The organism is Pseudoduganella sp. HUAS MS19 (genome assembly GCF_053615455.1).
In genome coordinates this window covers 1,244,026-1,256,829 of record NZ_CM132133.1, presented here as the reverse complement: position 1 = coordinate 1,256,829, position 12,804 = coordinate 1,244,026, and the positions used below count along the sequence as shown (strand labels likewise).

The window sequence follows — 12,804 nt, the reverse complement described above, 5'->3', positions numbered from 1 at the left end:
CTGTCATGCCGATTAACAAGCTCATTTTCCTCACTGCCTCGGACGGTTCGAATATCCAGTTCGAGGAAGAAGTCAAAGCGTCGGGCGGTATGAAAGACGTCTACTTTTCGCCCGACCGGACTTATGTCGTCGCATTCTTCCGGGCCGATGCCGACCCGGCCACGCGTGAACGCCTGGCCGACATTACCGGCCTGTACCGCGAACGCATCTTCAGCCAGGCCGGTGGCGATTACTGGCGCAAGCTGTTCTGCTGGCCGACCGCCACGGTCGAACATCGCGGCCGTATCGGCGTGGTCGTGCCCTTCTACGACCCGGCTTTCTTCTTCCAGTTCGGCTCGCGCGATAACGACCAACTGGGCATCAAGGGAAAGGAAAAGGAAGGCAAATGGTTCGCCTCGCCATCCAACCGCAACCGCTTCCTGGACAGGCGGGAGCTGGGCGACTGGCTGATGTACCTGAAGATCTGCCTGATGGTGGCGCGCGCCGTGCGGCGCATGCATGCGGCCGGCCTGGCGCACTCGGACCTTAGCTACAAGAACGTGCTGATCGACCCGACGACGGGCCGCGCCTGCCTGATCGACCTCGACGGCCTGGTGGTGCCGGGCAAATACCCGCCCGATGTGGTGGGCACGCCCGACTTCATTGCACCGGAATGCGTCGCCACGCTCAACCTGCCCAAAGGCGATCCGCAACGCAAGCTGCCATCGATCGCCACCGACCGGCACGCCCTCGCGGTCCTGATCTATATGTACCTGCTGTGCCGCCACCCGCTGCGCGGCGACAAGGTGCACGACAGCGAAGATTCGCAACGCGACGAAGAACTGGGAATGGGGGAGCAGGCCCTCTTCATCGAGCATGCCAGCGATGCCTCCAACCGCATCGGGCTGGAGAATGTGAGGCCAAGCGAATTGCCGTGGAAAGACACGGCCCGGCTTCCCTACCAGATCACCGGTCCATACCTCAGCGAATTGTTCAGCCGCAGCTTTACCGAGGGCTTGCACAATCCTGCCGCGCGGCCTACTGCCGACGAATGGGAGCGCGCCTTGGTCCAGACCATCGACCTGGTGCAGCCCTGCGCCAATCCCTCGTGCGAACAGAAATGGTATGTGTTCGACAACAAGAGCCGGCCATGCTGCCCGTTTTGCACGACACCGTTTTCCGGGCCGCTGCCGGTTTTCAATTTCTACTCAGCGCGGATGGATGGCAGCTTCAAGCCGGATAACCAGCGCCTCATGGTGTACAGCAACCAGTCGCTGTTCCAATGGCATATTAATCGCGACCTGTTCCCGAACGAACGCCTGACCGACGAGCAGAAGCGGCGCGTCGGCTACTTCGTCTTTCACAACGGCGTCTGGTACCTGGTCAATGAGCGGATGCCGGATTTGACCGATGTGAAGCAGAAAGCGGCCATTCCCGTCGGCACCCACGTCGCGCTGGAAGACGGCAAGCAATTGCTGCTGTCGAAAGAACCCGGCGGGCGCCTGGCCGTCATCCAGCTGGCGAATCAATAAGGAAGCATGGCCCGCCGCACCTGCCGGCAGGCCATGCGGCATGCTTAGCGCTGCCCTCCCACAAACTCCTCCATGACCGCCTTGCGCAGCAGCGCAGGCGGCAGCATGCCTTGTGCCAGCACGAAGTCATTGAAGGCTTTGCGGTTGAACTTCTGGCGCAAGGCCACTTCCGCTGCCTGGCGGGTTTCCATCAGGCGCTGGTAGCCGTAGAAGTAGGAAGTCGCTTGGCCTGGTGCGCGGAAGGTGTAGCGCTGCATTTCCTGGGTTGCCATGCCCTCGGACAGACCAACTTCGTCCATCAGGAAGGATTTCACGCCTTCCGGGCTGATCTCACCCAGGTTCACCATCGGGTCGAGGAAAGCGCGGGCGGCGCGCTGCATACGTGCCTGCAAAGCGAACAACTGGCCATCGAGCGGCTCGAATGGCTGCATTTCCGCTTCAGCATACAGGGCCCAGCCTTCGACATTGACGCTGTTGAACGCAAATACCCCGCGCGCAGTCGACACGCCCATCTCGATCATCTTCGCAAACTGCAGCTCGTGCCCCGGACGTGCGTCGTGCGCAGTCAGGGTCCAGCTGCCGGCCTGGTGAGTAAAGTCGTCGAAGACCAGCTTCTTGCCGCTCGCATCGGGCGGCATGCCGGTGGTCAGCACGAATTCGCCGTACTCGCCGGTGTTGCCGATCAGTCGCGGAGGGCTCATGTGCGGCGCAGGCTGCTGCGCGTTCTCGGCCTCGCTTGCCAGGCGGATGACAGCCTTGCGGTCCGGCAGGGTAACAATGCCTTGCTGGCGCACCGCGGATTCGATTTGCGCCAGGCGCTCGCCGTACAGCGGCATGACCTGGTCAGCCGGAATCTGCTGCTTCTTCAGCTCGCGCATCACGGCGCGATAATCCGGATCCGGCAGCTTGCGCTCCTTGGCAATCAGGCTGGCGGTGATGGCCATCTGGTTGCGGATTTCCGCAAACGAGGTCAATGCCTTCGCAATCAACTCTTTCGGAGTGATATCCACGCCGAACTGGCGCAGGTTATCGGCATAGACTTCCGCCGGCAAACGATGGTCGGCACGCGCCTTGGGCAGGATCTGGTCCTTGATCTTGGCGGTATATGCGGTCAGTTGGGTTTCGATCGCGGCAAATGCCGGTTCCCAGCCTTTCAGCTCACTCTTGCTGAGCAAGTCCTTCATGCCCTTGATCATGGCTGGAGCCGCACTCAATGCCTGTTCCACTTCCCCCTTGTAAGGGCCGAGCAGGTTCTTGTCGGCTTTCTGGCGTTCCAGATAGCGCTCATAGGCCAGCTCGGTAATCGGGCGGTAGCCTTTGGTGATGCCGGCGTATTTTTCCATGCGCACCAGCAGCGTTTTTTGCCGCTCTTTCGGGATGCGCGGGTCCAGCGTCTGGCGCATCACGCCAAACATGAGCTGGGTCAGGTCGAGGAAGGGCAGCATATGCTTGCGGTTGACGCTTGCCGAACGCAACTGGTCCTCTGCCGCGCCAATCAGGATCTCCAGGTCTTGCCTGACCTTCTGGTCCTTCTCCGCCTTCAGCCGCTTCTGCAGCTCGGCGATGACGGCGCGCGTGTCCTTCGCGGTTGCGTCGAACAGATCGCGCGACATGTCGGTGATCTGCTCGTCATAGCCATCGACGCCCAGGCTGCTCGCACTTTCAGGCGAGTACTTGGCTTGCAGGTTCAGCAGCAGCTTGGCGTTCTCATTGCTCTTGGTGACCCAGGCCGGCTCGGTCGCCGCGGAGACATGCAGGGACAGCAGGGCCAGGGTAAGGCCACTGAGGAGTTTCGTGATCGGCATCGTTATTCCTTTATAAAGAAATGCGTGCCGTATCATAATGCAAAAAGCCCGCTGGCACATGCCTAGCGGGCTTTTCTAATAAGAGCCTGACGATAACCTACTTTCACACTGGTTGCAGCACTATCATCGGCGCAGAGTCGTTTCACGGTCCTGTTCGGGATGGGAAGGGGTGGGACCGACTTGCTATGGTCATCAGGCATGACTTGTCAACAATCGGGAAGAAGTAAAGTGGGTAGTGTTCTCAAACACGGTAAGTGCTATATAACCGTCAAGGTTATAGGGACAAGCCGTACGGGCAATTAGTATCAGTTAGCTTAATGCATTACTGCACTTCCACACCTGACCTATCAACGTCCTGGTCTCGAACGACCCTTCAAGGAGCTCAAGGCTCCGGGAAATCTCATCTTAAGGCAAGTTTCCCGCTTAGATGCTTTCAGCGGTTATCTCTTCCGAACTTAGCTACCCGGCAATGCCACTGGCGTGACAACCGGTACACCAGAGGTTCGTCCACTCCGGTCCTCTCGTACTAGGAGCAGCCCCCTTCAAATTTCCAACGCCCACGGCAGATAGGGACCAAACTGTCTCACGACGTTTTAAACCCAGCTCACGTACCACTTTAAATGGCGAACAGCCATACCCTTGGGACCGGCTACAGCCCCAGGATGTGATGAGCCGACATCGAGGTGCCAAACTCCCCCGTCGATATGAACTCTTGGGAGGAATCAGCCTGTTATCCCCAGAGTACCTTTTATCCGTTGAGCGATGGCCCTTCCATACAGAACCACCGGATCACTATGTCCTACTTTCGTACCTGCTCGACTTGTCGGTCTCGCAGTTAAGCACGCTTATGCCATTGCACTATTAGCACGATGTCCGACCGTACCTAGCGTACCTTCGAACTCCTCCGTTACCGTTTGGGAGGAGACCGCCCCAGTCAAACTGCCTACCATGCACTGTCCCCGATCCGGATCACGGACCAAGGTTAGAACCTCAAACAAACCAGGGTGGTATTTCAAGGATGGCTCCATGAGAACTGGCGTCCTCACTTCAAAGCCTCCCACCTATCCTACACAGATTGGTTCAAAGTCCAATGCAAAGCTACAGTAAAGGTTCATGGGGTCTTTCCGTCTAGCCGCGGGTAGATTGCATCATCACAAACACTTCAACTTCGCTGAGTCTCGGGAGGAGACAGTGTGGCCATCGTTACGCCATTCGTGCAGGTCGGAACTTACCCGACAAGGAATTTCGCTACCTTAGGACCGTTATAGTTACGGCCGCCGTTTACTGGGACTTCAATCAAGAGCTTGCACCCCATCATTTAATCTTCCAGCACCGGGCAGGCGTCACACCCTATACGTCCACTTTCGTGTTTGCAGAGTGCTGTGTTTTTATTAAACAGTCGCAGCCACCAGTTTATTGCAACCTTTTCGCCCTTCCACAGTAAAGTGGTCAAGCTACCGAGGCGTACCTTATCCCGAAGTTACGGTACCAATTTGCCGAGTTCCTTCTCCCGAGTTCTCTCAAGCGCCTTAGAATACTCATCTCGCCCACCTGTGTCGGTTTGCGGTACGGTCTCGTATGACTGAAGCTTAGAGGCTTTTCTTGGAACCACTTCCGATTGCTTCACGGGCAAGCCCGCTCGTCCCAGTCCCTTGAATTACGCGCCCGGATTTGCCTAAGCGCCTTCTATGAACCAGGAACTGCCTATTCCAACAGGCAGACAACCTTCCGCGATCCGTCCCCCCATCGCATCATACGACGGTGCAGGAATATTAACCTGCTTCCCATCAGCTACGCATCTCTGCCTCGCCTTAGGGGCCGACTCACCCTGCTCCGATGAACGTTGAACAGGAAACCTTGGGCTTACGGCGTGCGGGCTTTTCACCCGCATTATCGCTACTCATGTCAGCATTCGCACTTCTGATACCTCCAGCATCCTTTACAAGACACCTTCGCAGGCTTACAGAACGCTCTCCTACCATATCCTTGCGGATATCCGCAGCTTCGGTGACTGGCTTAGCCCCGTTACATCTTCCGCGCAGGACGACTCGATCAGTGAGCTATTACGCTTTCTTTAAATGATGGCTGCTTCTAAGCCAACATCCTGACTGTTTTAGCCTTCCCACTTCGTTTTCCACTTAGCCAATCTTTGGGACCTTAGCTGGCGGTCTGGGTTGTTTCCCTCTTGACACCGGACGTTAGCACCCGATGTCTGTCTCCCAAGCTCGCACTCAACGGTATTCGGAGTTTGCAATGGTTTGGTAAGTCGCGATGACCCCCTAGCCATAACAGTGCTCTACCCCCGTCGGTGATACTTGAGGCACTACCTAAATAGTTTTCGGAGAGAACCAGCTATTTCCAAGTTTGTTTAGCCTTTCACCCCTATCCACAGCTCATCCCCTAATTTTTCAACATTAGTGGGTTCGGTCCTCCAGTGCGTGTTACCGCACCTTCAACCTGGCCATGGATAGATCACTTGGTTTCGGGTCTACACCCAGCGACTGGCGCCCTGTTCGGACTCGATTTCTCTACGGCTCCCCTATCTGGTTAACCTCGCCACTGAATGTAAGTCGCTGACCCATTATACAAAAGGTACGCCGTCACCCCTTACGAGGCTCCGACTGTTTGTATGCACACGGTTTCAGGATCTATTTCACTCCCCTCCCGGGGTTCTTTTCGCCTTTCCCTCACGGTACTGGTTCACTATCGGTCGATTACGAGTATTTAGCCTTGGAGGATGGTCCCCCCATGTTCAGACAGGATTTCTCGTGTCCCGCCCTACTTGTCGTACGCTTAGTACCACCGCTTGGATTTCGTGTACGGGGCTATCACCCGCTATGGCGCCTATTTCCAGAGGCTTCCACTATCCAAACGACTATCACGTACAGGCTCTTCCCATTTCGCTCGCCACTACTTTGGGAATCTCGGTTGATTTCTTTTCCTGCAGCTACTTAGATGTTTCAGTTCGCCGCGTTCGCTTCACACACCTATGTATTCAGTGAGTGATGACCTAAAAGGCCGGGTTTCCCCATTCGGAAATCTTCGGATCAAAGCTTGTTTGTCAGCTCCCCGAAGCTTATCGCAGACTTCTACGTCCTTCATCGCCTGTAATCGCCAAGGCATCCGCCATGTGCACTTATTCACTTGTCCCTATAACCTTGACGGCTATAAGTTCAAGCACTTACTACTGTGTTTGATGAGTTTTACTACTACCCTAAGTAATATCTTTCGATATCGCTTAATAAAACTTTTACTTCTTCCAGATTGTTAAAGAACGGTACTACTCAAACCTAAACGTCTATTCGCTTACGTTTGAACAGTAATTGGTGGAGGATGACGGGATCGAACCGACGACCCCCTGCTTGCAAAGCAGGTGCTCTCCCAGCTGAGCTAATCCCCCATTTGGTAGGGCTGGTTGGGCTCGAACCAACGACCCCCGCGTTATCAACACGGTGCTCTAACCAGCTGAGCTACAGCCCCAACATTGCTGTTCTTTATATGCCAACAGCCGATAAGTGTGAACGTTTGAGTCTGATGCCGACTCTAGAAAGGAGGTGATCCAGCCGCACCTTCCGATACGGCTACCTTGTTACGACTTCACCCCAGTCACGAATCCTACCGTGGTAAGCGCCCTCCTTACGGTTAAGCTACCTACTTCTGGTAAAACCCGCTCCCATGGTGTGACGGGCGGTGTGTACAAGACCCGGGAACGTATTCACCGCGACATGCTGATCCGCGATTACTAGCGATTCCAACTTCATGTAGTCGAGTTGCAGACTACAATCCGGACTACGATACACTTTCTGGGATTAGCTCCCCCTCGCGGGTTGGCGGCCCTCTGTATGTACCATTGTATGACGTGTGAAGCCCTACCCATAAGGGCCATGAGGACTTGACGTCATCCCCACCTTCCTCCGGTTTGTCACCGGCAGTCTCATTAGAGTGCTCTTGCGTAGCAACTAATGACAAGGGTTGCGCTCGTTGCGGGACTTAACCCAACATCTCACGACACGAGCTGACGACAGCCATGCAGCACCTGTGTGCAGGTTCTCTTTCGAGCACTCCCAGATCTCTCCAGGATTCCTGCCATGTCAAGGGTAGGTAAGGTTTTTCGCGTTGCATCGAATTAATCCACATCATCCACCGCTTGTGCGGGTCCCCGTCAATTCCTTTGAGTTTTAATCTTGCGACCGTACTCCCCAGGCGGTCTACTTCACGCGTTAGCTGCGTTACTAAGTCAATTAAGACCCAACAACTAGTAGACATCGTTTAGGGCGTGGACTACCAGGGTATCTAATCCTGTTTGCTCCCCACGCTTTCGTGCATGAGCGTCAGTTTTGACCCAGGGGGCTGCCTTCGCCATCGGTGTTCCTCCACATCTCTACGCATTTCACTGCTACACGTGGAATTCTACCCCCCTCTGCCAAACTCTAGCCTCGCAGTCTCCATCGCCATTCCCAGGTTAAGCCCGGGGATTTCACGACAGACTTACGAAACCGCCTGCGCACGCTTTACGCCCAGTAATTCCGATTAACGCTTGCACCCTACGTATTACCGCGGCTGCTGGCACGTAGTTAGCCGGTGCTTATTCTTCAGGTACCGTCAGCAGTCGTGGATATTAGCCACGACCTTTTCTTCCCTGACAAAAGAGCTTTACAACCCGAAGGCCTTCTTCACTCACGCGGCATTGCTGGATCAGGGTTGCCCCCATTGTCCAAAATTCCCCACTGCTGCCTCCCGTAGGAGTCTGGACCGTGTCTCAGTTCCAGTGTGGCTGGTCGTCCTCTCAGACCAGCTACTGATCGTTGCCTTGGTGAGCCTTTACCTCACCAACTAGCTAATCAGATATCGGCCGCTCCAGGAGCACAAGGTCTTGCGATCCCCTGCTTTCATCCTTAGATCGTATGCGGTATTAGCGTAACTTTCGCTACGTTATCCCCCACTCTTGGGTACGTTCCGATATATTACTCACCCGTTCGCCACTCGCCGCCAGGCCGAAGCCCGCGCTGCCGTTCGACTTGCATGTGTAAAGCATGCCGCCAGCGTTCAATCTGAGCCAGGATCAAACTCTTCAGTTCAATCTCTGTTTTTCGGCATTACTGCCGAGGTCACTCACTCAAAATACTGACGAAATCTCTTTCGAGATTTACGTTTATTTTGTGCGAGCGTTATAACGTATATTTTGAGCATCGGACCCGAAGGTCCTGGCATATCGTCAAACGCCCACACTTATCGACTGTTGATTTTTAAAGATCGCTGCCTTATCGTTGACAAAGCGTTGTGTTTGTCAGCAGCAGAGAAGCGAGATTATGCGGTACAGCGTGCGACTCGTCAACCCCATCTTTTTCTCGTTTCGCTTCGCTGATTTGTCAGCGCTGCGTTGCGAGGGACAGAACTATAGCAAGCCAGATTCACTCTGACAAGGGCCACACGTGAAAAAGGTTTGGAATGCCATCTAAACAAGTTCAAGCACGCCCGCCGACTGTCCTGGTCGTCGACGATTCGCCGACCTTGCTGCTTGCCCTGCTCGATCACCTGAGTCACCACGGCTTCCTGGTCGTGCTGGCACACGATGCGCGGGAGGGCATGATGCGCGCGGCACTGGCCGAGCCGGACCTGATCCTCCTGGATATTGTGATGCCCGGCCTGGATGGTTTCGAGGCTTGCCGCCGCCTGAAGGCCGATGCCGATACCCGCGATGTGCCGGTCATATTCATGACAGGCCTGAGCGACGCCAAACAGATCGTCAGCGGTTTTGCCGTTGGCGGCGTCGATTACATCACCAAGCCGTTCCAGGTCGAGGAAGTACTGGCCCGCATTAATACCCACATCGCCCTGCGCCGGGCGAACAATGAGCTGAAACAGGCCTACCAGTCGCTGGCCCGTGCCCAGGAAGACCTGGTTCACCAGGAGAAGCTGGCAGCTCTCGGCTCGCTGGTGGCCGGCATTGCCCACGAACTGAATACGCCGATCGGCAATAGCCTGATGGTGGCGAGCACCTTCGAGGCGCAAACCGGCGAGATTCGCGAACACTTCACCAGCGGCGAGAATATGCGCCGCTCGGAACTGGTCGGCTACCTGGATAATGCCTGCACGACGACCGAAATCCTGATGCGCAACCTGCAGCGGGCCGCCGACCTCGTCACCAACTTCAAACAGGTAGCGGTGGACCAGACCAGCACCCAGCGCCGCACCTTCCTGCTGGCGGAGGTCGTATCGGGCAATGTATTGACCCTGCTGCCTTCGATCAGGCGTACGCCCTACGAGGTGGTGCAATCGGTGCCGGACGAGCTGATGATGGACAGCTACCCCGGCCCGCTTGGCCAGGTCATCGCCAACCTGGTCAACAACGCCATCATGCATGCCTTTGACGGCCGCAGCGAAGGCAAGGTGGAACTGGTGGCGGAGTACGAGAAGCCTGACTGGATCGTGCTGCATGTGCGCGACAACGGCAATGGGATCAGCGCCAGCAACCAGGAACGCATCTTCGATCCCTTCTTTACCACCAAGATGGGCGTGGGCGGTTCAGGGCTCGGCCTGCATATCGTGCATAGCATCGTGTCCGACATCCTGGGTGGCCGCATTACGGTGCGCAGCGAGGAGGGCAGCGGGACCTGCTTTACACTGTCCCTGCCGCTGGAGGCGCCGCGTCACTGAGGCGGTGGCCAGCACAATTGCGCAGGCGCTGGCGGCTGTCCTTATACCACTCGACGAATCCCGCCCCCTCCATGGGGGCGGCAACCAGCGGCCCCTGACCTGTGCTGCATCCCATTTCGCGCATCAGTGCCCAGTCTTCGACATTTTCCAGCCCATCGGCGCAAACCGGCACGCCAAGCCTGCCGGCCATGGCCAGCAGGCCTTCGAGCAGCGGCCTGCGATGGCTGCGCTGCGACGCCTCGTGCACGAACAGGGGATCGATCGAAATGTCCGCCAGGGGGAAACAGGCGAAATCGCGCGTCTTTGCCTCGTAACGCCCGCAGTTGACTGCGCTGATGCCGTAGCCACGCAAGCTAAGCCGGCCGATATTGTGCAGCGACTCCGGTTCGCAGGCGGCAACCACCGCTTCGCTTATTTCCCAGCACACGCTGCCTGGCTTAACGTCCTGCGCCTGGATGCCTGCTACCAGGCCACCCAGCTCCCCCAGGTCCCCCAGCAATTCCGCCGGCAGCGGGAGCGACAGCTTGAGCGCCGACAGCCCCATTTCCTGCCAAGCGTGAAGGTCGGACGCAGCCTGGCTTGCAAGCTCCAGCAAAATACTGCCTACTACTTCACTGTCGCCGGCCAGGGAAGGCAGCAGGCTGGCGACGTCTATTGGGTTGCGGCCCGGGCGGCGCCATCTGCCCTGCACCGCGATGCCCACCATCCGGCCGCTATCAAGGGCGACGCGCGGCGCATACAGGGGTATGAACTCGCGGGCTGCCAGTCCAGCCTCAATCTCGAAAATGCTGGGCGTTTCCGGCGCAGCGTCGCGTCCGAGTTCGGCCAGCGCCAGCATCGATGCATCGTGCAACAGGCCTTGCAGCGCTTCCAGCCGTACCGGCTTGGGCATGGTCGACAGCAAGCGCATCGCACTACCCTGCGGCAGGCTGCCGGCCGCTTCCTGCAAGCGCGGCTGGTTGGCGGATGCGGCAATCAGGTTGGCCGCCCAGCGCCGCTTGGCCAGTTGCTGGATCAGCTCCACACCATCCATACCCGGCATATCAAGGTCGGTCAACACCAGGTCCACCGGCGCGGCGCGCTGCTCGAGCGTGCGCAGCGCGTTGATCCCATCGTTCGCGATCAGGACGGTGCCGAAGCCTATCTGGCGCAGCAACGCCGCAACGTGCTCGCGCTGCACGGCGCTGTCTTCAACGATCAAGGCTGTACTCGCGCTAAAGTCCTTCATTCGCCCTCCGTTCCACACCGCCATATTGCAGGATTTCGCGGCTGATTGCATCCAGTGCCACGCTGCGCTCCGCGGCTCCCCGTTTGACAGCTTCCCGAGGCATGCCGTACACCACGCAACTCTGCTCGTCCTGTGCCAGCGTGCGGGCCCCGGCCTGTCGCATTTCCAGGAGACCGGCTGCGCCGTCGTCGCCCATGCCGGTCATGATAATGCCGAGCGCACTGGCGCCGGCACATTTGGCAACCGACCGGAACAGGACGTCGACCGAAGGGCGGTGCCGGTTGACCAGCGGCCCATCGACCACTTCCACGAAATACTGGGACGGCCCACGCCGCAACAGCATATGGCGGCCGCCGGGAGCAATCAGGGCTTGCCCCGGCCGCACCGGATCGCTATTGCGCGCCTCCCTGACTTCGATCTGGCACAGGCTATTCAAGCGTTCCGCGAAAGCCGCGGTGAACTGCCCCGGCATGTGCTGCACGATGACAATGCCTGGCGAAGCCGGCGTCAGCTCGGTCAATACCCGCTCCAGCGCTTGCGTGCCGCCGGTCGATGTACCCAGGGCCACGATGCGGCCGTTTCCGCGCGCGGGCAGCGCGCCTTCCCCCATCGGCGCCAGGATGGCGTCCGCGCTCAGCTTGGCCGACGGCAACACGGGCGGCGCCGGCGGGCGGCCGCCCGTGAGCGGCTGCAAGCGTGCCTGGGCCGCGCTGCGTACGGCGGCCACCAGCTCGTCGCAGCCATCGTGCAGCGATTGACGCAGGTCCAGCCTGGGCTTGCCGACCACGGCAACGGCACCTGCGGCCAATGCCTCCATCGAGGTACGGGTGCTTCTTTCCGTCAGCGAGGTGCAGATCACCACGGGAGTGGGCCGTTCGGCCATGATCTTGCGCAGGAAAGTAATGCCATCCATGCGCGGCATCTCGACATCCAGCACCAACACGTCCGGCCATTGCAGGCGCATGCGCTCGCCTGCCAGGATCGGGTCGGCCACGGCATAGGTGACTTGCATATCCGGCTCACGTCCGAGCAGGCCGCTCAGCACTTGCCGCACCACGGCCGAATCGTCCACCACCATGACTTTGATCCGCTTCATGTGCCGCCCTTCTCCGCCAGCTCGCCCTGGCGCACCCAGACGTCACCGCTCGCCACATCAAACAGGATATGCCGGTGACCGGTGCCAAACAGGCTTTCCGACACTATGGGGATGCCGTAGTCCGCCAACAGCTTTTCCGCCGCCATGCCGTTGCGATGCCCGATGCCCGGGTGGCGCCCGGCTTCGATCGAAGGAAACATGGTGCCGCCCCCAAACACCTTCGCTTCACAATCACGCAGCGGCACCCCGCGTTCGCGCAGTTGCGCCACCATCAATTCCATCGCATCCTTGCCATAGCGGCCGCTCAGCTCCGCTGCCGGTTCTGCATCCGAGCCCGGTTCGCGCTCCGACAGCAGGAAGTGCGACATGGCCCCGATGCGCATGCGCCGATGCCACAGCGTGATCGAAACGCAGGAACCCAATACAGTACGGATGCGATAGCGCGCGTCGCCGACAAAGTATTCACCGGGCAGCAGGTAGACTTCGAAAGCAGCGCCGGACTCCATG

At 58.1% G+C, this 12,804-nt stretch carries 6 protein-coding genes, 2 tRNA genes and 3 rRNA genes; 2 read left to right on the top strand and 9 right to left on the bottom strand.

The genetic code is table 11. The features are described 5' to 3' along the window. The first annotated feature begins 5 nt into the window (after positions 1–5). Entirely contained in the window at positions 6–1,511 is a 1,506-nt protein-coding gene (locus ACWBU6_RS05780; RefSeq protein ID WP_452647879.1) for a protein kinase domain-containing protein, read from the top strand. Positions 1,512–1,555: 44 nt separating this feature from the next. On the opposite strand, the gene ACWBU6_RS05775 is transcribed toward ACWBU6_RS05780, so the two are convergent. From ACWBU6_RS05775 to ACWBU6_RS05750, 6 genes are all read right to left on the bottom strand, one after another. Beyond that, positions 1,556–3,316 carry a DUF885 domain-containing protein gene (locus ACWBU6_RS05775; protein ID WP_452647878.1) on the bottom strand — a complete coding sequence of 587 codons (1,761 nt, stop codon included), beginning with the start codon at positions 3,314–3,316 and terminating at the stop codon, positions 1,556–1,558. An 84-nt stretch (positions 3,317–3,400) separates the two neighbouring features. Next, positions 3,401–3,513: ribosomal RNA gene (gene rrf, locus ACWBU6_RS05770) — 5S ribosomal RNA — on the bottom strand. An 81-nt stretch (positions 3,514–3,594) separates the two neighbouring features. Further along, a 23S ribosomal RNA gene (locus tag ACWBU6_RS05765) occupies positions 3,595–6,466 on the bottom strand. Between the two features lie 174 nt (positions 6,467–6,640). Continuing rightward, positions 6,641–6,716: transfer RNA gene (locus tag ACWBU6_RS05760), tRNA-Ala, on the bottom strand. Between the two features lie 3 nt (positions 6,717–6,719). Then, positions 6,720–6,796: transfer RNA gene (locus tag ACWBU6_RS05755), tRNA-Ile, on the bottom strand. Between the two features lie 67 nt (positions 6,797–6,863). Beyond that, positions 6,864–8,394: ribosomal RNA gene (locus ACWBU6_RS05750) — 16S ribosomal RNA — on the bottom strand. The 16S, 23S and 5S rRNA genes sit together here with 2 tRNA genes alongside, the layout of an rRNA operon. A 370-nt stretch (positions 8,395–8,764) precedes the next feature. Between ACWBU6_RS05750 and ACWBU6_RS05745 the strand changes: the two genes are divergently transcribed. After that, positions 8,765–9,973, top strand: coding sequence for a hybrid sensor histidine kinase/response regulator (locus ACWBU6_RS05745; protein WP_452647877.1), 1,209 nt, complete (start codon positions 8,765–8,767; stop codon positions 9,971–9,973). Here the strand turns inward: ACWBU6_RS05745 and ACWBU6_RS05740 are convergent. The 3 genes from ACWBU6_RS05740 to ACWBU6_RS05730 are packed head-to-tail and all read right to left on the bottom strand — an operon-like array spanning position 9,936 to position 12,803. Then, positions 9,936–11,201 (bottom strand): EAL domain-containing protein, encoded by a 1,266-nt coding sequence (locus ACWBU6_RS05740; protein ID WP_452647876.1) that lies wholly within the window; start codon positions 11,199–11,201, stop codon positions 9,936–9,938. The two genes, ACWBU6_RS05745 and ACWBU6_RS05740, sit on opposite strands and share 38 nt — an antisense overlap. Then, the gene (locus ACWBU6_RS05735; protein ID WP_452647875.1) at positions 11,188–12,297 is read right to left on the bottom strand and encodes a protein-glutamate methylesterase/protein-glutamine glutaminase; all 1,110 of its coding nucleotides are present in this window, start codon (positions 12,295–12,297) and stop codon (positions 11,188–11,190) included. Before ACWBU6_RS05735 ends, ACWBU6_RS05740 begins: the two co-directional genes overlap by 14 nt. After that, entirely contained in the window at positions 12,294–12,803 is a 510-nt protein-coding gene (locus tag ACWBU6_RS05730) for a chemotaxis protein CheD (RefSeq protein ID WP_452647874.1), read from the bottom strand. The genes ACWBU6_RS05735 and ACWBU6_RS05730 overlap by 4 nt, the downstream gene beginning before the upstream one ends. Position 12,804: the final 1 nt, after the last annotated feature.

Bases quoted from the DNA above. Each gene is read 5' to 3' on its own strand.
- ACWBU6_RS05735 (WP_452647875.1), bottom strand. From the start codon at position 12,297: ATGAAGCGGATCAAAGTCATGGTGGTGGACGATTCGGCCGTGGTGCGG.
- ACWBU6_RS05775 (WP_452647878.1), bottom strand. From the start codon at position 3,316: ATGCCGATCACGAAACTCCTCAGTGGCCTTACCCTGGCCCTGCTGTCC.
- ACWBU6_RS05780 (WP_452647879.1), top strand. From the start codon at position 6: ATGCCGATTAACAAGCTCATTTTCCTCACTGCCTCGGACGGTTCGAAT.
- ACWBU6_RS05740 (WP_452647876.1), bottom strand. From the start codon at position 11,201: ATGAAGGACTTTAGCGCGAGTACAGCCTTGATCGTTGAAGACAGCGCC.
- ACWBU6_RS05745 (WP_452647877.1), top strand. From the start codon at position 8,765: ATGCCATCTAAACAAGTTCAAGCACGCCCGCCGACTGTCCTGGTCGTC.
- ACWBU6_RS05730 (WP_452647874.1), bottom strand. From the start codon at position 12,803: ATGGAGTCCGGCGCTGCTTTCGAAGTCTACCTGCTGCCCGGTGAATAC.